Annotated in this window: 24 protein-coding genes; 12 read left to right on the top strand and 12 right to left on the bottom strand. The window is 49.6% G+C overall.

Annotated features, from left to right (window positions below; translation table 11 throughout):
• Positions 1-8: 8 nt before the first annotated feature.
• Positions 9-1,016 (top strand): NAD-dependent epimerase, encoded by a 1,008-nt coding sequence (locus AAGR08_RS08455; RefSeq protein WP_345829571.1) that lies wholly within the window; start codon positions 9-11, stop codon positions 1,014-1,016.
• A 96-nt stretch (positions 1,017-1,112) separates the two neighbouring features.
• Here the strand turns inward: AAGR08_RS08455 and hns are convergent, their stop codons facing one another.
• A complete protein-coding gene (hns, locus tag AAGR08_RS08460) occupies positions 1,113-1,520 on the bottom strand; it encodes a histone-like nucleoid-structuring protein H-NS (protein ID WP_097097178.1) in 408 nt (135 codons plus the stop codon).
• Between the two features lie 413 nt (positions 1,521-1,933).
• Between hns and tdk the strand changes: the two genes are divergently transcribed.
• Entirely contained in the window at positions 1,934-2,554 is a 621-nt protein-coding gene (gene tdk / locus AAGR08_RS08465) for a thymidine kinase (RefSeq protein WP_345829573.1), read from the top strand.
• A 53-nt stretch (positions 2,555-2,607) separates the two neighbouring features.
• Here tdk and adhE read toward each other — a convergent pair whose 3' ends face one another.
• Positions 2,608-5,283: a bifunctional acetaldehyde-CoA/alcohol dehydrogenase gene (gene adhE / locus AAGR08_RS08470; RefSeq protein WP_345829575.1), complete on the bottom strand. Its 2,676-nt coding sequence runs from the start codon at positions 5,281-5,283 to the stop codon at positions 2,608-2,610.
• A gap of 446 nt (positions 5,284-5,729) precedes the next feature.
• Between adhE and AAGR08_RS08475 the strand changes: the two genes are divergently transcribed.
• From AAGR08_RS08475 to oppF, 7 genes are all read left to right on the top strand, one after another.
• Entirely contained in the window at positions 5,730-6,377 is a 648-nt protein-coding gene (locus AAGR08_RS08475) for a YchE family NAAT transporter (protein ID WP_345829577.1), read from the top strand.
• Positions 6,378-6,970: 593 nt separating this feature from the next.
• Positions 6,971-8,584, top strand: coding sequence for an ABC transporter substrate-binding protein (locus AAGR08_RS08480; protein ID WP_345829579.1), 1,614 nt, complete (start codon positions 6,971-6,973; stop codon positions 8,582-8,584).
• 157 nt (positions 8,585-8,741) lie between these two features.
• Positions 8,742-10,382: an oligopeptide ABC transporter substrate-binding protein OppA gene (gene oppA / locus AAGR08_RS08485; RefSeq protein WP_345829581.1), complete on the top strand. Its 1,641-nt coding sequence runs from the start codon at positions 8,742-8,744 to the stop codon at positions 10,380-10,382.
• Positions 10,383-10,462: 80 nt separating this feature from the next.
• A complete protein-coding gene (gene oppB, locus AAGR08_RS08490) occupies positions 10,463-11,383 on the top strand; it encodes an oligopeptide ABC transporter permease OppB (RefSeq protein ID WP_007892378.1) in 921 nt (306 codons plus the stop codon).
• A 15-nt stretch (positions 11,384-11,398) separates the two neighbouring features.
• The gene (gene oppC / locus AAGR08_RS08495; protein WP_007892380.1) at positions 11,399-12,307 is read left to right on the top strand and encodes an oligopeptide ABC transporter permease OppC; all 909 of its coding nucleotides are present in this window, start codon (positions 11,399-11,401) and stop codon (positions 12,305-12,307) included.
• 11 nt (positions 12,308-12,318) lie between these two features.
• Positions 12,319-13,338: an ABC transporter ATP-binding protein gene (locus tag AAGR08_RS08500; protein ID WP_097097183.1), complete on the top strand. Its 1,020-nt coding sequence runs from the start codon at positions 12,319-12,321 to the stop codon at positions 13,336-13,338.
• Complete coding sequence (oppF, locus tag AAGR08_RS08505) at positions 13,335-14,339, top strand: murein tripeptide/oligopeptide ABC transporter ATP binding protein OppF (protein ID WP_345829583.1); 1,005 nt, start codon at positions 13,335-13,337, stop codon at positions 14,337-14,339. The genes AAGR08_RS08500 and oppF overlap by 4 nt, the downstream gene beginning before the upstream one ends.
• A gap of 43 nt (positions 14,340-14,382) precedes the next feature.
• Here the strand turns inward: oppF and AAGR08_RS08510 are convergent, their stop codons facing one another.
• Complete coding sequence (locus AAGR08_RS08510) at positions 14,383-14,712, bottom strand: HI1450 family dsDNA-mimic protein (RefSeq protein ID WP_196250121.1); 330 nt, start codon at positions 14,710-14,712, stop codon at positions 14,383-14,385.
• 37 nt (positions 14,713-14,749) lie between these two features.
• Positions 14,750-16,210 carry a cardiolipin synthase gene (gene cls / locus AAGR08_RS08515; RefSeq protein WP_097097185.1) on the bottom strand — a complete coding sequence of 487 codons (1,461 nt, stop codon included), beginning with the start codon at positions 16,208-16,210 and terminating at the stop codon, positions 14,750-14,752.
• A gap of 162 nt (positions 16,211-16,372) precedes the next feature.
• On the opposite strand from cls, the gene AAGR08_RS08520 reads away from it, so the two are divergent.
• Positions 16,373-16,546, top strand: coding sequence for a YciY family protein (locus AAGR08_RS08520; RefSeq protein WP_097097186.1), 174 nt, complete (start codon positions 16,373-16,375; stop codon positions 16,544-16,546).
• Between the two features lie 189 nt (positions 16,547-16,735).
• Here the strand turns inward: AAGR08_RS08520 and AAGR08_RS08525 are convergent, their stop codons facing one another.
• On the bottom strand, positions 16,736-17,032 hold the full coding sequence (locus AAGR08_RS08525) for a YciI family protein (RefSeq protein WP_007892393.1): 297 nt from the start codon (positions 17,030-17,032) through the stop codon (positions 16,736-16,738).
• 204 nt (positions 17,033-17,236) lie between these two features.
• Here AAGR08_RS08525 and tonB point away from each other — a divergent pair, with 204 nt between their 5' ends.
• Positions 17,237-17,965: a TonB system transport protein TonB gene (gene tonB / locus AAGR08_RS08530; RefSeq protein ID WP_345829586.1), complete on the top strand. Its 729-nt coding sequence runs from the start codon at positions 17,237-17,239 to the stop codon at positions 17,963-17,965.
• Positions 17,966-18,019: 54 nt separating this feature from the next.
• Here the strand turns inward: tonB and yciA are convergent, their stop codons facing one another.
• From yciA to AAGR08_RS08550, 4 genes are all read right to left on the bottom strand, one after another.
• Positions 18,020-18,439: an acyl-CoA thioester hydrolase YciA gene (gene yciA / locus AAGR08_RS08535; protein WP_097097188.1), complete on the bottom strand. Its 420-nt coding sequence runs from the start codon at positions 18,437-18,439 to the stop codon at positions 18,020-18,022.
• A 54-nt stretch (positions 18,440-18,493) separates the two neighbouring features.
• Positions 18,494-19,033 (bottom strand): septation protein A, encoded by a 540-nt coding sequence (locus AAGR08_RS08540; RefSeq protein ID WP_097097189.1) that lies wholly within the window; start codon positions 19,031-19,033, stop codon positions 18,494-18,496.
• Between the two features lie 60 nt (positions 19,034-19,093).
• The gene (locus AAGR08_RS08545; RefSeq protein ID WP_345829589.1) at positions 19,094-19,828 is read right to left on the bottom strand and encodes a YciC family protein; all 735 of its coding nucleotides are present in this window, start codon (positions 19,826-19,828) and stop codon (positions 19,094-19,096) included.
• Between the two features lie 84 nt (positions 19,829-19,912).
• Positions 19,913-20,272, bottom strand: coding sequence for a YkgJ family cysteine cluster protein (locus AAGR08_RS08550; protein ID WP_345829591.1), 360 nt, complete (start codon positions 20,270-20,272; stop codon positions 19,913-19,915).
• A 245-nt stretch (positions 20,273-20,517) separates the two neighbouring features.
• Here AAGR08_RS08550 and ompW point away from each other — a divergent pair, with 245 nt between their 5' ends.
• Positions 20,518-21,150: an outer membrane protein OmpW gene (ompW, locus tag AAGR08_RS08555; protein WP_345829593.1), complete on the top strand. Its 633-nt coding sequence runs from the start codon at positions 20,518-20,520 to the stop codon at positions 21,148-21,150.
• 47 nt (positions 21,151-21,197) lie between these two features.
• Here ompW and AAGR08_RS08560 read toward each other — a convergent pair whose 3' ends face one another.
• The 3 genes from AAGR08_RS08560 to trpB all read right to left on the bottom strand — a co-directional run bounded on the left by AAGR08_RS08560 (position 21,198) and on the right by trpB (position 23,801).
• Positions 21,198-21,512, bottom strand: a complete 315-nt coding sequence (locus AAGR08_RS08560; RefSeq protein WP_097097193.1) for a BON domain-containing protein — start codon at positions 21,510-21,512, stop codon at positions 21,198-21,200.
• A 292-nt stretch (positions 21,513-21,804) separates the two neighbouring features.
• Positions 21,805-22,608: a tryptophan synthase subunit alpha gene (gene trpA / locus AAGR08_RS08565; protein WP_345829595.1), complete on the bottom strand. Its 804-nt coding sequence runs from the start codon at positions 22,606-22,608 to the stop codon at positions 21,805-21,807.
• Positions 22,608-23,801, bottom strand: coding sequence for a tryptophan synthase subunit beta (gene trpB / locus AAGR08_RS08570; protein ID WP_097097195.1), 1,194 nt, complete (start codon positions 23,799-23,801; stop codon positions 22,608-22,610). The genes trpA and trpB overlap by 1 nt, the downstream gene beginning before the upstream one ends.
• Between the last annotated feature and the right edge of the window lie 43 nt (positions 23,802-23,844).

Consider the following 23,844-nt stretch of genomic DNA (forward strand, 5'->3'; position numbering starts at 1 on the left):
AGGGATGTATGAAGTTTCTGGTCACCGGCGCGGCAGGTTTTATTGGATTTCACGTCAGCCAGCGCTTGCTGGCAGCGGGTCACCAGGTTGTCGGTATCGATAATCTGAATGACTACTATGATGTCAGCCTTAAGCAGGCCCGTTTAGATCAGAATGCTAAACATCCCAATTTTATATTTGTAAAAATGGACCTGGCGGATCGCCAGGCCATTTCTTCTTTGTTCGCAGAACACAAATATGAGCGTGTAATTCACTTAGGCGCGCAGGCTGGCGTACGTTATTCAATTGAAAATCCCCACGCTTATGCCGATGCTAATTTAATCGGTCACCTCAATATTCTTGAGGGCTGTCGCCATCATAAAATTGGCCACTTGCTATATGCCTCATCCAGTTCAGTTTATGGTCTGAACCGCAAAATGCCTTTTTCAACGGATGACTCCGTTGACCATCCTGTTTCACTGTATGCGGCCACAAAAAAAGCTAACGAGTTGATGTCGCATACTTATTCGCATCTCTATCAACTGCCAACCACTGGATTACGTTTTTTCACTGTTTATGGTCCATGGGGACGCCCAGATATGGCGCTTTTCAAATTTACGCGTGCGATGTTAGCAGGTGAGAAAATTGATGTTTATAACAATGGGCAAATGACCCGCGACTTTACCTATATTGATGATATAGCCGAAGCGATTGTTAGATTGCAGGATGTTATCCCGCAGCCAGATGAAGCCTGGACTGTAGAAGCAGGCTCACCGGCAAGCAGTTCTGCGCCTTATCGTGTTTACAACATTGGTAATAGCCAGCCAGTCAGTTTAATGACATATATTGAATCGCTGGAAAAAGCGCTGGGAATTGAGGCAAAGAAAAATATGCTGCCAATGCAACCTGGCGATGTGTTGAGTACCAGTGCTGATACGCAACCGCTTTATGAGGCGATTAATTTCCGTCCGCAAACCGGCGTAGAGCAGGGTGTCAAAAATTTTGTTGATTGGTACCGAAGCTTCTATCAACAATAAATCTCTATGAAAAAAGGAAGCCTTTGGCTTCCTTTTTCTTATCTGGTGTAAAGTGAACGCGCTCTTCACTAATCACAATTCGAAGCACTGGAGAGATTACAGCAGGAAATCGTCCAGTTTTTTACCTTGTTCTTCAATAGCTTTTTTAATCACAGCAGGCGTACGTCCCTGGCCGGTCCACGTGCGGTTGTCACCGTTCTCATCAACATAGGAATATTTAGCTGGACGAGCAGCACGCTTGGTTTTACCCGGTGCTTTCGTTTCAGATAAAGCCTGCAATAGCTCATTTGGATCGATGCCATCCGCAATCAACATCTCACGATATTGTTCCAGTTTGCGATTACGTTCTGCATTTTCCGCTTGTGCATGGGAATCTTCTTCACGACGCTCGTTGACCACAACTTCGAGCTTTTCCAGCATCTCTTCTAATGTTTCCAGAGAGCATTCACGAGCTTGTGCGCGCAATGTACGGATATTATTAAGAATTTTAAGTGCTTCGCTCATTGTCCTGATCTCAAAATATAATAAATGGGAGTGGTTCTGCCAACTCATAATAGTGGTGCAAAAAAATAACTGCAATAGCCAGATTTAAAAGCAAAACGTAAATTAAAAATTAGAGGTGGGTTTTGAACGCTGCGCAAAATATATTTAGGCGTTTTGTAACTTTCTTTGGCAGTGATTTTGTACGGTATGCTTGGCATTCCGTGAATTCCTTCACTTCAGTGGTAATAGTAATGAATCAAATATTAGCGCATGAACTACTTTATCAAATTGTGCTATGTTCGTAATGTAGACATCTAAAGAGCGTGGTGCTGTTGTTAAATTGAGCAGATGATAAAAATAATGCATCGCTACAGCTTTACAACTTTATGGTAAACTGCGGCGCAACGAATATAGGTTGCGATGAGATTCTTCTGATGGCCCAACTTTATTTTTATTACTCTGCGATGAATGCAGGTAAATCAACGGCTCTACTACAATCTTCCTATAATTACCATGAGCGCGGTATGCGTTCACTGGTTTATACCGCAGAAATTGATGATCGCTTTGGTGCCGGCAAGGTCAGTTCACGCATCGGACTATCGTCTCCGGCTTTTTTATATAACGCTAACACGCAACTGGATCAGGAAATAGCCAACGAGCATGCTAAGCAACCCGTGCATTGCGTGCTGGTCGATGAAAGCCAGTTCCTCACGCGAGAACAGGTTAGGGCATTGTCTAATGTAGTAGATAATCTGGATATTCCCGTATTGTGCTACGGCTTACGTACGGACTTCCGCGGTGAGCTATTTATTGGCAGCCAATATTTACTGGCTTGGGCTGATAAACTTGTCGAGCTAAAAACCATCTGTCACTGTGGCCGTAAAGCTAGCATGGTGTTGCGCCTCGATGCCAACGGAAAGCCTTTCAGTGAGGGGGAGCAGGTCGTAATTGGTGGCAATGAACGTTATATCTCTGTGTGCCGCAAACATTATAAACAAGCTATTGATGAAGGCTCATTAAGGGCGATATATGGGACACAACAACCGCAGGCTTAGTTTTTAGGCAGATGAAAAAACCCGCCGAAGCGGGTTTTTTAAGTTAAAACTATTTAGGCTTTTTTGGTTTTCTTCTCGATTTTCACTCCTGCTTTTGTCTCAGCAGCTTTTTCACTGTAAGACTCAGAGAATTCACGACCGTAGAAGGTATCCAGCATAATTTGTTTCAGTTCAGCAATCAGCGGATACCGAGGGTTGGCGCCAGTACATTGGTCATCGAATGCATCTTCTGCCAGTTTGTCTACTTTCGCGAGGAAATCAGCTTCCTGTACACCCGCTTCGCGGATAGAGGTTGGAATTCCCAGCTGTGTTTTCATCTCTTCCAGCCAGGCCAGCAGTTTTTCAATTTTCTGCGCGGTACGGTCGCCTACAGCTGAAAGTCCCAGATGATCTGCCACTTCAGCATAACGACGGCGTGCTTGAGGGCGGTCATACTGGCTGAAAGCCGTCTGCTTAGTTGGATTGTCATTCGCGTTATAACGAATCACGTTTGAGATAAGCAGCGCATTAGCAAGGCCATGCGGGATGTGGAACTCAGAACCCAGTTTATGCGCCATAGAGTGACATACTCCAAGGAATGCGTTAGCAAACGCAATACCCGCGATAGTCGCTGCATTGTGAACACGCTCACGTGCAACCGGATTTTTAGCGCCGTCACGATAGCTGGCAGGCAGGTTCTCTTTCAACAATTTCAGCGCCTGAAGTGCCTGACCATCTGAATATTCATTGGCTAATACTGACACATAAGCTTCAAGTGAGTGTGTCACCGCATCAAGGCCGCCAAATGCGCAGAGAGAACGCGGCATATCCATCACCAGATTAGCATCAACAATTGCCATGTCTGGGGTTAGTGCATAGTCCGCAAGCGGATATTTCTGGCCTGTTGCATCATCAGTAACTACCGCAAATGGAGTCACTTCAGAACCTGTACCAGAGGTGGTGGTGATGGCAACCATACGTGCTTTCACCCCCATTTTTGGGAACTTATAGATACGTTTACGGATGTCCATAAAGCGCAGCGCCAGCTCTTCAAAATGCGTTTCAGGGTGTTCGTACATGACCCACATGATTTTTGCAGCGTCCATCGGTGAACCACCGCCGAGGGCAATGATCACGTCAGGTTTGAAACTGTTCATCTGTTCCGCGCCTTTACGCACAATGCTCAGCGTTGGATCTGCCTCAACTTCAAAGAACACTTCAGTTTCAATGCCGTGTGATTTCAGTACGCGAGTAACTTGATCGGCATAACCGTTATTGAACAGGAAGCGGTCAGTAACGATGAAGGCGCGTTTAGCCCCGTCAGTTGCCACTTCTTCAAGGGCAATCGGCAGTGAGCCGCGACGGAAGTAGATAGACTTCGGAAGTTTATGCCACAACATATTTTCAGCTCGCTTGGCCACGGTTTTCTTGTTGATGAGATGTTTAGGTCCCACGTTTTCAGAAATGGAGTTACCCCCCCATGAACCGCAGCCCAGTGTCAGTGACGGAGCCAGCTTGAAGTTATACAGGTCACCGATACCGCCTTGTGACGCTGGGGTATTGATAAGAATACGAGCGGTTTTCATTTTATCGCCGAAGTAGTGTACGCGCTCAATCTGATTATCCTGGTCGGTATACAGACATGAGGTATGTCCAATACCACCCATGGTTACCAGTTTTTCCGCTTTATCAACGGCGTCGTGGTAATCCTTAGCGCGATACATGGCTAATGTCGGTGATAATTTTTCATGCGCAAACGGTTCAGACTCGTCTACCAGCTTCACTTCACCAATAAGAATTTTGGTGTTTGCCGGTACGGTAATCCCCGCCAGTTCGGCAATTTTCGCTGCCGGCTGTCCTACAATGGCGGCATTCAATGCACCATTTTTCAGGATAATGTCCTGAACGGCCTTCAGCTCCTGGCCCTGCAACAGGTAACCACCGTGGCTCTCAAAGCGTGCGCGTACAGCGTCATATGCTGAATCAACCACAATTACAGATTGTTCAGAAGCACAAATCACGCCGTTATCAAAGGTTTTCGACATCAGAATTGATGCAACTGCACGTTTAATGTCGGCTGTTTCATCAATCACGACTGGGGTATTGCCCGCGCCAACGCCAATGGCAGGTTTGCCAGAGCTATACGCCGCCTTCACCATGCCTGGACCACCGGTGGCAAGGATTAAATTGATATCTGGGTGATGCATTAATTGATTCGACAGTTCAACCGATGGGGCATCAATCCAGCCAATGATGTCTTTCGGTGCACCTGCAGCGATTGCAGCTTGCAGAACAATATCAGCCGCTTTATTCGTGGCATCTTTTGCGCGCGGATGTGGGGAAAAAATGATGCCATTACGGGTTTTCAGGCTGATCAACGCCTTGAAAATAGCAGTAGAAGTTGGGTTAGTGGTAGGTACAATACCGCAGATTAAGCCAATGGGTTCGGCAATGGTGATGGTGCCAAAAGTGTCGTCGGTTGCAAGGATACCGCAGGTCTTTTCATCTTTATAGGCATTGTAAATGTACTCTGAAGCGAAGTGGTTTTTGATCACTTTATCTTCAACAATACCCATGCCAGATTCGGCGACGGCCATTTTGGCCAGTGGAATACGGGCATCTGCAGCGGCGAGGGCGGCAGCGCGGAAAATTGCATCCACTTGTTCCTGACTAAAATTAGCGAATTCACGCTGTGCCTTTTTAACACGCTCTACCAGTGCATTAAGTTCGGCAACATTAGTAACGGCCATAGTGCTCTCCTGAAGGAAGTTAAACTCTTTTAGTAAACAAGCCTGATCCAGAAGTATAGTCACGCTAAGCTTATAAATTGCTCAAGTTAACAACTGTATTGTCTTTGCTTACTAAAAGGGTTTCCTGGTCAAGATGCCTAAACGCTCCGGAAGTGGTTTCAATGGGGTAAGATTACCCCTGTTGAGGTAGGTAAATAATGATTTGGATCAATTCGAACCCAAGCTGACACCTTTCAGCACTAACTTTCGCAAGTAAAGTTAGTGTGCTTTGCCACATTCTCTGAACGCTCAAGCTGCATCGTTATAACTTTTGAGTAACAGTAGTCAGATAAACTGGTTATGACCGGGACAGGTAGCATAATTTTCTGCCTTTACCTCTGGTTTTACGCCCGGCTTTTGCACTACATTAAGCGCGATTTTCAATTCAGACCTTACCGGAGCCCACTTTGAATCCCGTACTACTCGATCTTTCCGGCTACATTAAGTTTTTTGTCGGGTTGTTTGCCTTAGTGAATCCGGTGGGCATCATCCCGGTTTTTATCAGTATGACCAGCTACCAGGGTGTAGCGGAGCGCAACAAAACCAATCTTACGGCAAATTTGGCCGTCGCCATCATTCTCTGGACTTCCCTTTTTCTCGGGGATGGCATTTTACATGTCTTTGGTATCTCAATTGATTCGTTCCGTATTGCGGGGGGAATCCTGGTTGTCACCATAGCGATGTCGATGATCAGCGGGAAGCTCGGGGAAGATAAGCAAAATAAGCAGGAGAAGTCTGAGAGCGCCATTCGTGAAAGTATTGGCGTGGTGCCACTGGCCTTACCATTAATGGCGGGGCCCGGTGCGATAAGTTCAACCATCGTCTGGAGCACGCGCTATGACAGTTGGCAAAATTTACTTGGCTTAAGTATTGCGATTGCCATTTTTGCTTTTAGCTGTTGGCTTCTTTTTCGTGCTGCACCTTTAATGGTTCGGTTACTTGGTCAAACGGGGATTAACGTCATTACGCGTATCATGGGCTTATTATTAATGGCTTTAGGTATCGAGTTTATCGTAACTGGCATGAAATCGATTTTTCCTGGACTCCTTAACTGACCCCACAGTTATTTTTTTGTAACGCCGCATGTTTGACCCAAAATGGTGCGCGCAAGTGATTAATTGCACCATTTTGGTTATTTTATTCTTGTTGCTAAAGTCATCGCAGCCATCATCACTTTTACTACTAACTTTTTAGCCCGCATCTAAAAGCGCTTCAATATTGTGATAATTATCACAGATAAATCTTCTGCCTAATTCGTACTAATTAGCATGTTTAAAAGGTTATTCGCCAATTCAATAACGAATAGTAGGGCTGATGAAGAGTTATATGGTTATATTGGAATAACTTATTAAAAAATAGCTAAGATGGATAGATCACATGCAAAATCATCAAAAATTATTTTAAAATCAAAAAATTAGATGATAATTCTGGATAAAAATTAACTCTTTCACTGCATGTCCGATCGTGATAAAAGAGAATCTGCTAACATTTTTGCAGTTTAGCTTTGGCGCGCGGGCAACGGTTCTGATAATTTCGGCTCATCCACAAATTTTTTTCTGATAGCGACAAATGTGTACGCTTTTTGCTTACACCCTATCAGGCTTATGAGTAAGGTTGATATTTGTTGATGAAATGCATGGTAGCGAAAATGGCTGCACCTTCGGTGCTAGCCTTATGCCTTGCGGGAATACTGGCACAGAGCCAGGCAGCACAAATCCCGGCTGGTACCCCATTATCAGATGTGCAACGGATTGTTATTAATAATGGCAGTGAAGTAGCAACATTAGATCCGCAAAAGGCAGAAGGCGTGCCTGAATCGAATGTCATGCGTAATTTACTGGAAGGGCTCGTTGAAACCGACAATAACGGACAACTGGTGCCAGGCGTCGCCAGTTCGTGGCAAAGTGACAACGGCCGTATTTGGACTTTTACGCTGCGCAACGATGCGCGATGGAGTAATGGCGAACCGGTAACCGCGCATGACTTCGTTTATAGCTGGCAGCGTCTGGCCGATCCTAAAACCGCGTCGCCCTACGCCAGCTATTTGCAAACTGCACACCTTGAAAATATTGACGCTGTTCTATCTGGCAAAGCTGCGCCTGGTGAACTCGGCGTTAAAGCTCTCGACGACCATCACCTTCAGGTTACCCTTTCTGAACCCGTTCCCTATTTTGTTGCCATGCTGGCGCACAGTGCCATGAAACCGGTTTATCGTCCGGCCATTGAGCAGTGGGGTGAGCAGTGGACACAGCCGAATCACTATGTAGGCAATGGCGCTTTTACATTAAGTGAATGGGTGGTGAATGAAAAAATCGTGGTTAAACGCAATCCTGACTATTGGGATAATGCACATACCGTAATCGAGGAGGGTGTGTTTTTACCGCTCTCCTCGGAAAATAGTGATATTAATCGCTATCGCAGCGGGGGGACCGATATGACTAACAGCGCGGTCCCGCCAGAGATGTTTAAAAAACTGCAGCAGGATCTCGGCGACGAGGTCAAAGTCAGCCCTCTTTTATGCACGTTTTACTATGAAATTAATAATAAAAAAGCGCCTTTCAATGATGGGCGCGTGCGTGCCGCTATAAAGTTAACACTTGACCGCGACATTATTGCGCAAAAGATTATGGGGCAAGGACAAATTCCTGCCTATGGCTTAACACCGCCGTTCACCCATGGCATTACACTTTCTCCTCCTGCCTGGGCACAACAAACCCAGGCAGAGCGAAATGCCACGGCGAAAGAATTATTAGCGCAGGCGGGTTTTAACCCACAAAATCCGCTGCGTTTTACGCTGCTGTATAACACATCTGAGCAGAATAAGAGGCAGGCGATCGCTGCAGCATCAATGTGGCAAAAGAATCTCGGTGCTGTGGTCACATTACAGAATCAGGAGTGGAAAACGCTACTTGAAACGCGGCATCAGGCGCAGTACGACGTGGTCCGTGCAACCTGGTGCGCCGATTATAACGAACCGTCAACTTTCCTGAATATGTTATTAAGCGGTTCGTCGATTAATACGGCCTTTTATAACAGCCCAGAATTTGATCAATTAATGAAGCAAACACTCATGCATTCGGATGAAGCAGGCCGTGCCTCGCTTTATCAGCAGGCGGAAGCGCAACTCGATAAAGACTCGCCCATTGTGCCAGTCTATTACCGCGTTAGCGTGAGACTGGTTAAGCCTTGGGTTGGCGGCTTCACCGGTAAAGACCCGCAGGATATGCTGGCGTTGAAATACTATTACATAAAGAAACATTGAGTAATGTATCGATCCGACGCTACAGTCGGACGGCACTTTACCGTGGTAAACCCTAAAGGGTGATTCGGGTCTTCGTTCAGACAGGCGAAGACCACCCGAAAAGGGGACGCCAGGCGATGAATCGACCTGGTAAAGATAATAAAACTGGAGCGTAATAATGAACAACATCACGAAAAAAAGCCTGATTGCTGCAGGCGTATTAGCAGCAATCGGCGCGCTGGCAGGGAATGCCGCGCTGGCAGCAACAGTGCCAGCAGGCGTTGAATTGGCAGCAAAACAGGAGTTGGTCCGCGGTAACGGCGATGAGGTACAGTCGCTGGATCCACACAAAATTGAAGGTGTGCCTGAAGACAACATCGCGCGTGACCTATATGAAGGCCTGATCACCAGCGATAGCGATGGCAAGCCGGTACCGGGCGTGGCTGAAAGCTGGGAAAATAAAGATTATAAAGTCTGGACCTTCCATCTGCGCAAGAACGCTAAGTGGTCTAATGGTGAGCCGGTAACCGCACAAGATTTCGTTTACAGCTGGCAGCGTCTGGTCGATCCAAAAACCGCATCCCCGTATGCTAGCTATCCGCAATATGGCCACATCGTGAATGTTGATGACATCATCGCTGGCAAAAAGCCAACCTCCGATCTTGGTGTCAAAGCAATTGATGATCATACGTTGGAAGTGACGCTGAGCGAGCCGGTGCCGTACTTCTACAAGTTGCTGATTAACTCCGTCATGTCTCCGGTATATAAACCCGCCATCGACAAATTTGGCGATCAGTGGACCCAACCGCAAAACTGGGTGGGCAATGGCGCCTTTAAACTTGAATCACACGTAATTAACGAGCGTGTGACGCTGGTGCGCAATCCGCAATATTGGGATAACGAGCACACCGTATTGAACAAAGTGACGTTCCTGCCTATCAACTCTGAAGTCAGTGATGTTAACCGTTACTTCTCTGAAAACGGCAGCGATATTACTTATAACAACATGCCCATCGAGCTGTTCAAAAAGCTGCAGCGTGATAATGGCAAAGAGTTGATGGTGAAGCCGTATCTCTGCACCTACTACTACGAAATTAACAACCAGAAAGCGCCATTCACCGATCCACGCGTACGTACCGCACTGAAGCTTGGTCTGGATCGTGACATCATGGTGAACAAAGTGCTGGCTCAAGGCCAGCAGCCGGCTTACAGCTTTACTCCGCCAGCCACCGATGGTATGGAACTGTTGCCACCAGATTGGTTCAAGTGGGATCAGAACAAGCGTAATGAAGAAGCGAAAAAACTGCTGGCTGAAGCGGGTTATACCGCAGATAAACCGCTGACCTTCAATCTGCTGTACAACACCTCCGATCTGCATAAAAAACTGGCGATCGCCGCTTCTTCTATCTGGAAGAAAAATATCGGTGTGAACATCAAGCTGGAGAACCAGGAGTGGAAAACCTTCCTGGATACGCGCCATCAGGGCAACTTTGATGTTTCCCGTGCCGCATGGTGTGCCGATTACAACGAACCCACATCGTTCCTGAACATCATGCTGTCTGACAGCAGCAGTAACACCTCACATTATAAGAGCGCTGACTTCGATAAAGTTATCCACGATGCCGTTAAAGCCACAGACGATAAGGCGCGTGTAGCGGATTATCAGAAGGCAGAGCAGATTTTGGATAAAGACAGCACCATCGTGCCAGTTTACTACTACGTCAACGCACGTCTGGTGAAGCCTTACGTGGGTGGTTATACCGGTAACGATCCGCTGGATAAAACCGTCGATAAAAACCTGTATATCATTAAACATTAATAGCACTCAGGCTATCGACAGTGGCGGTGCTGCGGCACCGCCTTTTTAATTTGTGAAGCAACAGCCTGGTAGGTACGGCAATGTTAAAATTCATCCTGCGTCGGCTCCTCGAAGCCATCCCGACGCTATTTATTCTCATCACCATCTCTTTCTTCATGATGCGACTGGCACCCGGCAGTCCATTTACCGGCGAGCGTGTGCTGTCGCCAGAGGTGATGGCAAATATCGAAGCGAAATACCATCTCAACGATCCGATAGGCAAACAATACCTGAGCTATCTGGTGCAGTTAGCACACGGTGATTTTGGGCCATCGTTCAAATACAAAGATTACTCGGTGAATTATCTGGTAGGCCATGCCTTCCCGGTTTCAGCCAAACTCGGCCTGGCGGCATTTTTCCTCGCCGTGGTGCTGGGCGTGACGGCCGGCGTCATCGCGGCCTTGAAGCAAAACAGTCTGTGGGATTATGCCGTGATGGGGGTCGCGATGACCGGCGTGGTGATCCCCAGCTTTGTCGTGGCACCATTACTGGTGCTGGTCTTTGCGATAACCCTGCGCTGGCTTCCTGGCGGCGGCTGGAACGGCGGCCAATGGAATTACATGCTGCTGCCGATGGTGGCGCTCTCATTGGCCTATATTGCCAGCATCGCGCGTATTACCCGCGGTTCGATGATTGAAGTGATGCACTCAAACTTCATCCGTACAGCACGCGCTAAAGGCTTGCCGCTGCGTCGTATCGTGCTGCGCCATGCGCTGAAGCCCGCTATGCTGCCAGTCTTATCCTACATGGGGCCAGCATTTGTCGGCATTATCACCGGTTCAATGGTGATTGAATCTATCTATGGTTTGCCTGGCATCGGTCAGCTGTTCGTTAACGGGGCACTGAACCGTGACTATTCGCTGGTGATGAGTCTAACCATTCTGGTTGGCGTGCTGACCATTCTGTTTAACGCGATCGTTGATGTGCTCTATGCCGTTATCGATCCAAAAATCCGTTACTGATTGTGGAGCTCGCCCATGATGTTAAGTAAGAAAAACAGCGAAGCTCTGGATGCCTTCAGTGAAAAACTGGAAGTCGAAGGGCGCAGCCTCTGGCAGGATGCGCGTCGCCGCTTTATTCACAACCGTGCTGCGTTCATCAGTCTGTTGGTGTTACTGGTAATCACGCTGTTCGTAGTGTTTGCACCTATGTTGTCGCAGTTCAAATATGACGATACCGACTGGGCGATGATGTCTGCCGCGCCGGATACGGTTTCTGGCCACTGGTTTGGTACCGACTCATCGGGACGCGATCTGCTGGTGCGCGTCGCGATTGGTGGCCGTATTTCGCTGATGGTCGGCATCGCTTCCGCCTTGATCGCGGTACTGGTGGGCACGCTCTATGGCTCATTAGCCGGTTATCTGGGCGGTAAAATTGATTCAGTCATGATGCGTATCCTCGAGATCCTTAACTCCTTCCCGTTTATGTTCTTCGTCATCCTGCTGGTAACCTTTTTTGGTCGCAACATTCTGCTGATCTTTGTGGCAATTGGCATGGTGTCGTGGCTGGATATGGCGCGTATCGTGCGCGGTCAGACACTGGGCCTGAAACGTAAAGAGTTTATCGAAGCGGCGCAGGTAGGGGGCGTGAGTACTTTCAATATCGTACTGCGTCACATCGTGCCTAATGTGCTGGGTGTGGTGGTGGTGTACGCCTCGCTGCTGGTTCCGAGCATGATTCTGTTTGAATCTTTCCTCAGTTTCCTCGGACTCGGTACGCAAGAGCCCCTGAGTAGTTGGGGCGCGCTGCTCAGCGACGGTGCTAACTCAATGGAAGTGTCGCCGTGGTTGCTAATGTTCCCTGCAGGCTTCCTTGTGGTCACGCTGTTCTGTTTTAACTTTATCGGCGATGGCTTGCGTGATGCCCTCGACCCGAAAGATCGTTAAGGAGTTTCCCGATGACTATCCATGAATTTCAGCCAGCAATAGCTGCGCGTGCGGGAAACGGTAACCTGCTACTGGATGTAAAAGATTTGCGTGTCACCTTTAGTACTCATGATGGCGATGTAACAGCTGTGAACGATCTCAACTTTTCACTGCATGCAGGTGAAACGCTTGGAATTGTGGGGGAATCTGGCTCAGGTAAATCGCAAACTGCGTTTGCCCTGATGGGGCTGCTGGCGAAAAATGGACGTATAGGCGGTTCGGCGAAGTTTAACGGCGAAGAGATCCTTAATCTGCCGGAAAACAAGCTCAACAAGCTGCGTGCTGAGCAGATTTCGATGATCTTCCAGGATCCGATGACGTCGCTCAATCCCTATATGCGCGTGGGTGAGCAGTTAATGGAAGTGCTGAAGTTACATAAGGGCATGAACAGCGCACAGGCGTTTGAAGAGTCAGTGCGTATGCTGGACGCAGTGAAAATGCCGGAAGCACGTAAACGCATGAAGATGTTCCCGCACGAGTTCTCTGGCGGTATGCGCCAGCGTGTAATGATTGCGATGGCGCTACTGTGTCGGCCAAAACTGCTGATTGCTGATGAGCCCACCACCGCGCTCGACGTGACTGTTCAGGCACAGATCATGACGTTGCTGAATGAGCTCAAGCGCGAATTCAACACCGCGATCGTGATGATTACCCACGATCTCGGTGTCGTAGCGGGAATCTGTGACAAAGTGCTGGTGATGTACGCCGGTCGAACGATGGAATATGGTCGCGCGCGCGATGTGTTCTATCAGCCTGCGCATCCGTATTCAATTGGCCTGCTGAGTGCAGTGCCACGTCTGGATGCCGAAGAAGGTGAGTCGCTGACCACTATTCCTGGCAACCCGCCAAACCTGCTGCGCTTACCACAAGGCTGTCCATTCCAGCCTCGTTGCGCCTACGCCATGGACATTTGCGCCAAGGCACCGCCGCTGGAACCTTTTGCTGAAGGTCGTCTGCGTGCCTGCTTCAAGCCGGTGGAGGAGTTAGTATGAGTGCCGTAGTTGAAGAGAAAAAAGTCCTCCTCGAGATCGCCGATCTTAAGGTGCACTTCGAAATTAAGGATGGCAAACAGTGGTTCTGGCAGCCGCCTCACACGTTAAAAGCAGTTGATGGTGTCAGCTTGCGTCTCTACGAAGGTGAAACGCTCGGCGTTGTGGGTGAGTCGGGCTGCGGAAAATCGACGCTGGCTCGCGCAATTATCGGGCTGGTAAAAGCCACTGAGGGACGCGTAGCGTGGCTCGGTCGCGATCTGCTGGGGCAAAGCCAGGAAGAGTGGCGCCAGGCACGCAGCGATATCCAGATGATCTTCCAGGATCCGCTGGCGTCGCTTAACCCGCGTATGACCATCGGCGATATCATTGCTGAACCGCTACGCACCTATTACCCGAAAATGCCGCGCCAGGAAGTAAAGGATAAGGTAAAAAGCATGATGATGAAGGTCGGTTTACTGCCGAACCTTATCAACCGCTATCCGCATGAGTTCTCTGGCGGTCAGTGTCAGCGTATTGGCATAGCGCGCGCTTTAATCCTTGAACCGAAACTGATCATCTGCGATGAACCTGTGTCGGCGCTGGACGTATCGATCCAGGCGCAGGTCGTTAACTTGTTGCAAAAGTTGCAGCGCGAAATGGGGCTGTCGCTGATCTTTATCGCGCACGATCTGGCGGTGGTCAAACACATCTCCGACCGCGTACTGGTGATGTATCTTGGCCATGCCGTGGAGCTGGGCACCTACGATGCGGTGTATAACAATCCGCAGCATCCTTATACGCGTGCGCTGATGTCGGCGGTGCCGATTCCTGACCCTGATCTGGAGAAGAATAAGCAGATCCAGCTGCTGGAAGGGGAACTACCGTCGCCAATTAATCCGCCATCAGGTTGCGTATTCCGTACGCGTTGCCCGATTGCTGGCCCAGAGTGTGCAAAAACGCGGCCGCTGCTGGAAGGCAGCTTCCGCCATGCGGTTTCGTGTTTAAAAGTCGATCCGCTATAAATAAAAACGCCGGGTGGATGCCCGGCGTTTTTTTATAGGATACTTACTCGCGCCATAGAATGTGGCAGAGCTTGTGATCTTTTTCACGGCACAGCAGGACGCGCGCGAACACATCAGTAATCGGCTCGCCATCGGCTTCGCCCAATCCAATCACCACTTCAGCGAAGAAGTCGGGGTTCAGATCGAAATCCACATGTTCCTGCCAATCTTCAGAAGGATCGAAAAGCTCTGCGCCCCCGCGCTCTTCAAACTGCAGATTGAAAAGAATGATGTCTGCGGGATCAAGGTTGTCGCCTGCCAGCTCAAGAAAAATATCGTAAGCCTGCTCCAGCGTTTCATCTTCAGTAAGGCGATTATTTAAATCCATGGTCATTCCTGCTTGCCGTGAGGCGGTAATATTTTCGCTCGTTTTACAGTAAAGGACTAAAGAAGTAAAACAGTCGTTCAACGATGCGCTGCCACCAGGCACGTTTCGCCCAGCGCGCACCATCCAGTAAGCGTGAGCGGGCGATATAATCATCTTGTACCGTGGCGAGATCGCTGCCGAAGCCATCATCATCTACCACCAATGTGATCTCAAAATTAAGCCAAAGGCTGCGCATATCCAGGTTAACAGTGCCCACTAAACTCAGTTGCCCATCCACCAGAACGCTTTTGGTATGCAGTAAGCCATCTTCAAACTGATAAATTTTTACGCCGGCTTCGAGCAGTTCGGTGAAGAAGGCGCGGCTAGCCCAACCAACCAGCAACGAATCATTGTGGCGCGGTACAATAATGCTGACTTCAACCCCACGTAATGCAGCGGTGCAGATGGCGTGCAGCAAGTCATCGCTGGGTACGAAGTAGGGCGTTGTCATGATCAACTGCTCACGTGCTGAGTAAACCGCGGTGAGCAGTGCCTGATGAATCATATCTTCCGGAAAGCCGGGACCGGAGGCGATCACCTGAATGGTATGGCCACTTTCCTGCTCGAATGGCATGACATTCGCATCAGGTGCCGGCGGCAGAATACGTTTACCCGTTTCAATTTCCCAGTCGCAGGCATACACAATGCCCATTGTGGTGGCCACGGGACCTTCCATGCGTGCCATCAGATCGATCCACTGTCCGACACCGGCATCCTGCTTAAAGAAACGTGGATCGACCAGATTCATGCTGCCGGTGTAGGCGATGTAGTTATCGATTAGCACCACTTTCCGATGCTGGCGTAAATCCATACGACGCAGGAACACACGTAGCAGGCTTACCTGAAGCGCTTCAACCACATCGATGCCCGCATTGCGCATCATATTGACCCACGGGCTGCGGAAGAAGGTGACGCTCCCGGCTGAATCCAGCATTAAGCGGCAATGTACGCCGCGCCGCGATGCAGCCATCAGTGATTCTGCTACTTCATCGGCTAACCCGCCGGGATGCCAGATATAGAACACCATCTCGATATTATGGCGCGCCAGCTGGATGTCGCGAATCAGCGCATGCATGACATCATCGGAGCTGGTCAGCAACTGCAACTGATTGCCTTTAACGCCAGCAATCCCCTGGCGATGACGACACAGCTCAAACAACGAGCGCGCGACTTCGCTATGTTCTGTGGCGAAAATGTGGCGGCACTGCGTAAGATCGTTAAGCCATTTAGCGGTTGAAGGCCACATGGTGCGGGCACGTTCAGCACGCCGTTTGCCCAAATGCAGTTCACCAAATGAGAGATAAGCGATTATACCCACCAGCGGCAATATATAGATGATCAGCAGCCAGGCCATTGCCGAGGTCACCGCGCGCCGTTTCATCAGAATGCGTAGCGTGACACCCGCAATCAGCAACCAGTAGCCAAAGAGCAGCAACCAACTGATAAGGGTATAAAATGTGGTCATTAAGTGGACATCCTGTTCGCGCTTTGAAGTGCAAAGTTTACGTGCTGATCACAGGTAGTGAAACCTTTAATCGTGAATGACACTTCGATGAAGGTTTCGATTTGGCATTTTGGAGCAGATCTTTATAATCCCTGCCGAGTTTAGCCTGTCTGAGAGGATGTGATGAGACGCAGCAAAAATGAAGTGGCGCGCTGGAGAATGTTACGTCAGGTACATCGTCGCCGTGCTCGCTGGCTGGAAGGGCAATCGCGTCGATACAAACGTATCCACACCATTCGTCATCAGGTGGCGCAACAACATCGGCGCTCTATTCTATTTATTTCACAAATGGTCTGATTGGCATACGCGGCTTTATGCGCCGCGTAGCACCACGATCACGTTGACCATCTGTAATGCTGCTGCTAGTACAATTAGCATGACGATGTGCTGTCGTGCGTTGCGCCAGCCTTGCTGACGCCATACTAGGAGTGCCCTGCCAATGAGTACAAACACCGCCAAAAGCAGTAAAACAGGCTGCCACATAAATCAGAAAACGCGTTTAAACGGCTTAACCGCGACTTTCTCATAGACGCCTGCTGCGATATAGGGATCATCTTTGGCCCAGGATTCCGCGACTTCCAGTGAGGAGAACTCAGCGATAATCACGGAGCCGGTGAAACCCGCCGGACCTGGATCATTACTATCAACCGCTGGTAGCGGGCCTGCAGCAATCAGACGGCCTTCATCCTGCAGCAGCTTCAAACGAGCAAGATGCGCGGGACGTACCGAATTGCGTTTTTCCAGTGAATCAGCGGTATCTTCCGCATAAATGACGTAAAGCACGATGGGATACTCCCGTTAGACTTGCCGAAATTGCGTGACACGTTAAGTGATCGTTAATCAGAGTGCAAACGAAAGATATTTACACTGTCATTCAGCGCAAAGAGGGTTAAAAAAGCCTTAAAATGGGTGCCTTACACATCGCTTATTGAAACTGATTGCTATTTGCATTTAAAATCTGCGCTTCACTCAATGAACATGAATGATATGACCACGTTGACTACGCCTTTTCCTACACGTACTCCTGTTGCTGTAATTTTATCCGTGGTACTTCACGGTTCGTTGATTGCTGGCATTCTCTATGCATCCTTTCATCAGGTCATTGAAGTTCCAAAAGCGTCACAGCCAATTAGCGTGTCCCTTGTGGCACCGGAAGTGCAGCCAGAGCCTGCACCCGCAGAGGTGACACCGCCTCCGCCAGAGCCCGAACCAGAGCCAGAAGTGGCGCCTGAACCGCCCAAGGTTGAGCCAGTGCCCATTCCTAAACCGGAACCTAAGCCGAAGCCTAAACCTAAACCGAAGCCTAAGGTTGAGAAAAAGCCTGAGCCGAAACCACGGCAGGAAGTGAAGCCACAGGAAAATTTGGTCAAACAAGAGGCGCCAACTACGCAGACACGCCCAACGACAGCACCTAAAGCAAATCCGACTGCGACCCCAAGCGTTTCAGATGGCCCGAAAGCGATGAATGTGAGTAAGCCCGCCTATCCCGCGCGTGCATTTGCGCTGCGCGTAGAAGGACGCGTACGCGTGCAGTTTGATGTGGATAGTGATGGTCGCGTAGACAACGTGGAGATTTTATCTGCTGAACCGCGCAATATGTTTGAGCGAGAAGTGAAACAGGCTATGAAGAAATGGCGCTATCAACCCGGTCGTCCAGGTAAAAATCTGACCATGAATATCGTTTTCCGTATTAATGGCGGCGCGAATATCGAGTAAAACCATGTGATTGATGAGCAAAAAGAAAGCGGTCAGATGACCGCTTTCTGCGTTTTAAACATCGCTTAGATGACTTCTGCCGGGCGGCAGGGGGCGAGATTGCCCGGTGTTATCAACGGCCACGTAGACAAATACCGCTTCAGTGGCACAGTAAGTCTGACCGATAGGTTCAGACGAGACTTTCTTAATCCACACTTCAACATTGATGGTCATCGAACTATTGCCGGTGCGGATGCAGCGAGCATAGCAACTCACCACATCGCCCACCGCTACCGGTTTGAGGAATGTCATCCCATCAACGCGCACGGTGACAACGCGACCTTCGGCAATCTCTTTCGCCTTAATGGCGCCGCCCATGTCCATCTGCGACATCAACCAGCCACCAAAAATATCGCCATTGGCATTGGTATCTGCGGGCATTGCCAGAGTGCGCAATACCATTTCGCCTTGCGGCGACTTATGTTTTTCTTCCATTGCTCAGTTCTTTTGCAGGTGAAGAGAAGCCCGACAATATCGGGCGGAGTTGCTTTATTTTTGTTCTTGTTGCGGCATCTGTCGCCAGATATATACGCCGCTTAGCAGGGTGAAGAGTAGGGTCAGGCCGGTCAGACCGAACACTTTAAAGTTAACCCAAAACTCCTGCGATAACCAAAACGCAACATAAATATTTGCCAGACCGCAAGCGAGGAAAAAAATCGCCCAGGCAATATTGAGATGACGCCAAACGCCTGAAGGTAGCTGTAGCTCTTTACCTAGCATGCTTTGGATCAACGGTTGTTTCATGAACCACTGGCTATAAAGCAGCGCCAGTGCGAACAAGGAGTAGATCACGGTGACTTTCCATTTGATGAACTCATCGTTATGGAACACCAGCGTTAGCGTGCCAAAAACGGCTACCAGCACGAAGGTAAAAATGGTCATCTTTTCCAGCTTACGATACAGCACCCAGCTGACGACCAGCGCCAGGCCAGTCGCAACAATGAGTGCGCCAGATGCCACAAAAATGTCGTACAGCTTGTAAAAGATGAAGAAAACTACCAGGGGAAGAAAATCGAGTAACTGCTTCATAGCGTTTCCAATTAGGGCAGGAGCGTTCAGTTAAGGGCGCCCAATTGAGCGCCTTAACGATTAACGTAACAGCATATAGAGCCGGTACAGATAGATAATTAATACAGCGGAGACCAGATTGCCCAGCGCGTTTAACACCACGGAAGCGATGTTCGCAGGAAGTACGGTCAGCGATGAAAAGAAGAACATTAAAACGATCTTTGCCAGCAGCCACAGCACGATCGCTGGCGCAATGACCTTAATGTTTTTCCACGCGAGACGCATACTGGCACGCATGGCAGCGAAGACCCCTTGCTTTTCACTGGCCAGAATCACTGGCGCCAGCGAAAACAGTATCGCCAGAATCACGCCCGGTACCATCAGTACCATAAAGCCCAGTTGCACCAGCAGCGTGATCAGGAAAGTTTGCAACAGTAGCTTTGGTAGCATGGGCGCAGAAGCGCCAATCGCACGCAGCGCACTGACGCGTTGTCCACCAGAAACCATGGGGATCAGGCATAGCATGCCACCCAGCAGCAGCGTGTTGCCAATCAGGGCCGCGAAGGTTCCCGCCGCAGATGCACGCAGGAGAATTCGTTGCTGATCGGGTGACATATTCTGCACGAGCTCAAACAGCGACGATGCACTGTCATCTGACTGACTTAACAACGATAGCTGCTCTTCATCAGGCGTTAACGCATGGCCGACAATCACAGTAATGAACGAGGTCAGCAGTGCCATCAGTAAAATAGTAACCAACTGATGGCGCAAAAAATTTCCTGTGTCACGGTATAACGAGCTTGCCGTGATAGACATGTAAACTCCTTGAAAGAACCGGATTAATTAACCCGGCGATTGTACATGTTCTATTGGCGTGCTGGCACCCGCATTGCGATAACTTTATGTCATCTCAGGTAAAGAAGGGTGAAAAAGGGCGGGAAGGCCATAGCGCGCACGGGCGCGATCGCAGGCTTCGTTCACCTCCCCGTTCTCTCCAGACATCGAAAATTCACGGCAAGGCGACGGACGTTGCTGATAAATACCGCAGGATACGCAGCCGCCAACGTCCCCTTGCAGCGCAATACAGTGCGGCTGACGATCGTTGGTACCGCGCATATTGCGCATCAGTAGGCCTAACGGTTCGGTTAACTCAACGGGGACGGTACCGGCGCCATCATCGGCTTCGGCCCAGTAAAAGGAGACACGGAAGTACGCGCAACATGCGCCACACGTCATACAGGGGTTAAGTAAATCGCTCATCTGATCGCCCGCTACTCCTCATGCATCGAATCAAAATCACTCAGGAAAAAGTAAAATAATCACCCGCAAAAATTTTCGCAAGCAGACAATTATTGCGTCGTGTAAAGCCAAAATTGATCTGAATCAATTCATTGTTTTTTAAGTGATTAATTTATATTGAGGAAGATGATCTTTTACCAAAAAAGGGGTAAATGTTGTGCCGCGAACACGATTAAGACCCTACTTTATTTGGCAAAGGAGTGATTATGAAACTGGCAAAATGCGCGCTGCTAATGGCACTGGCCATCCCGCAACTGGCACTGGCTCATGAAGCAGGTGATTTCTTTATGCGCGCAGGTAGCGCGACCGTACGTCCGACCGAAGGCTCTGACAATGTGCTGGGAATGGGCGGCTTCAATGTAAGTAACGATACCCAACTTGGTTTAACCTTTACCTATATGGCGACGGACAACATTGGCGTTGAATTGTTAGCAGCAACCCCCTTCCGTCATAAAGTTGGCCTCGGCGCCACCGGCAACCTCGCCACCGTGCGCCAGCTGCCACCGACATTAATGGCGCAATACTATTTCTTTGATAGCAATAGCAAAGTGCGTCCTTATGTCGGCGCGGGTATCAACTACACCACTTTTTATGATGCAAAATTCAATCAGACAGGCAAAGACGCCGGTTTAAGCGATCTCAGTGTGAAAGATTCGTGGGGCCTGGCGGGGCAGGTTGGTTTAGATTATCAAATCAACCGCGACTGGATGATGAATGCATCGCTGTGGTACATGGACATTGATACAGAGGTGAAATTCAAAGCCAACGGTGAGCAGCAAAATATTAATACTCGCATCGATCCCTGGGTATTCTTCTTCGGCGTGGGTTACCGTTTCTAACGGGGATGCCGTAAAGGAAACGGGCGACCAGATGGTCGCCCGTTGTGTTATTTAATCTGCATATTGTTAACCACAGATTTAACACCCGCTACGCTGCGCGTTACTGCAACGGCACGGTTAGCCATCTGTGGTGAGCTAACAAAACCACTCAGCTGGACTTTGCCCTTGAAGGTTTCAACGTTGATCTCAGTAGATTTCAGCGATTCATCATTTAACAACTGTGCCTTAACTTTGGTGGTGACAACCGTATCGTCGATGTATCCACCCGTGCCTTCTTTTGTTGCTGTTGGTGCACAAGCGCTCAGCGTCAGTGCCACTACTGCAGCCATCAAAAATCCTGCAACGACTTTGAAAAAATTCATTGGTTATCTCCCTGTCTTAGATGATGTTTCGCCGCAATGGGGCGGCGCAGTTAATTGTGGTCTGAGCTTGCGCAATCGGCAAACCCCTCGATGCGAAAAAGTTAGAAATGCGTGATTTTTGCCACTTATTGATCCAATTACACGTTTATCAACCAGGTTAGGCTGGTGGTGCAGGTTAAAAGTGATTTTGATTGATTAAAACGAGCAGATCTGAGCGGCAGCACAGACGTTGCAGGGAAACAAAATGTAGAAACGAGACCTTATCCGCGTGCGCGAATAAGGCCTCGTGATTTTAGAGGGTGGCTGCTTTCAGGTTGCTAACGAAGGTTTTCAGTTCGCTGAGCAGGCTGGCGGGATCGTTTTGGTTACGTTCAATGATTTTCACAATCGCTGAGCCGGAAATTGCACCTGCAGCGCCTGCTGCAATGGCGTCCTTTACCTGACCTGGCTCGGAAATACCAAACCCCTGCAGCGGCGGAGCCGCATTGAATTCACGCAGCTTCTCAACCAGATGATGCAGCGGCTGGCTTGCACGATTCTCTGAGCCGGTAACACCAGCACGGGACAGCAAATAGGTGTAACCGCGACCGTGCTGAGCAATTTCGTGCAGTAGCGCATCGTCCGCATTCGGCGGACAGATAAAGATCGGTGCCACGTTGTGGCGCATTGCTGCCTGACGGAATGGCGCCGACTCCTCTACCGGAACATCCGCTACCAGCACCGAATCCACACCCACGGCGGCGCACTGCGCATAAAAATTATCGATACCTTTACTGAACACCAGATTAGCGTACATCAGCAGACCAATCGGCAGGTCAGGATATTTCTGGCGTACGGTTGCCAGAATTTCAAAACACTGAGCCACGGTGGTACCGGAGGCAAAGGCACGGAGCGTAGCGCCCTGGATGGTTGGACCATCTGCCAGCGGATCGGAAAACGGAATACCGAGTTCTAAAGCATCTGCGCCGCCAGCGACTAACGTATCAATGATCTTCAGCGACAGTTCAGGCGTGGGATCGCCGAGGGTGACGAAGGGCACAAAAGCGCCTTCTTTTTTCGCCGACAGACGTTGAAACAGCTGATTATAACGTTCCATCAGATCTCTCCCTTGGCTTTCAAAATATCGTGAACGGTGAAGATGTCTTTGTCGCCGCGGCCGGAGAGGTTAACCACCAGCAGCTGCTCTTTATCCGGATTCTCGTGAATCATTTTCAACGCGTGAGCCAGCGCATGCGATGACTCTAACGCAGGGATAATCCCTTCTGAGCGACATAGCTCTTTAAAGGCGCTGAGCGCTTCGTCATCAGTAATCGAGACATATTCCGCACGGCCAATACTGTTCAAATGTGCATGTTGCGGGCCAACTGACGGGAAGTCCAGACCGGCGGAAATCGAGTAGGACTCTTCAATCTGGCCTTCTTCTGTCTGCATCATGGGCGCTTTCATGCCGAAATAGATCCCCACGCGACCATGTTTTAGCGGTGCGCCGTGTTCACCGGTTTCGATACCGTGACCAGCAGGCTCAACGCCGATCAGACCCACGCTGGTTTCGTCGATAAAGTCAGCAAACATGCCGATCGCATTCGAACCGCCGCCAACACAGGCTAACACCGCATCTGGCAGGCGGCCTTCGCGTTCCAGAATCTGGGCTTTTGTCTCTTCACCAATCATGCGCTGGAATTCACGTACGATGGTCGGGAACGGGTGCGGACCCGCCGCGGTGCCGAGCATATAGTGCGCGGTTTCGTAGCTGCCAGACCAGTCACGCAATGCCTCATTACAGGCATCTTTCAATGTTGCGCTGCCGCTGTGTACCGGAATGACCTCCGCACCCATCAAACGCATACGAAATACGTTTGGCGACTGGCGTTCAACATCTTTAGCACCCATATAAATGCGGCACTTCATGCCGAGCAGGGCGCAGGCTAACGCCGAGGCCACGCCGTGTTGACCCGCGCCGGTTTCAGCGATGATCTCATTTTTACCCATGCGCTTCGCCAGCAATGCCTGACCCAGCACCTGGTTGGTTTTGTGTGCGCCGCCGTGCAGCAGGTCTTCACGTTTCAAATAAAGGCGCGTTTTTGTGCCTTTGGTGAGATTACTACACAGCGTCAAAGCCGTTGGACGCCCGGCATAGTTTTTCAGCAGGTCAGTAAACTCGGCCTGAAACTCCGGATCGCGCTGTGCTTCGACGAAGGCATTTTCCAGCTGGCGCAGCGCTGGCATCAGGATTTGCGGCACATATTGGCCGCCAAACTCGCCAAAATAGGGATTCAATAACGTGGTCATTTTTTCATCTTCCTTATTCGGTCCGCACGATGGCGGGCAAGCG

It is taken from the genome of Pantoea sp. BRR-3P, assembly GCF_039621635.1.
Lineage (GTDB): Bacteria > Pseudomonadota > Gammaproteobacteria > Enterobacterales > Enterobacteriaceae > Pantoea > Pantoea floridensis.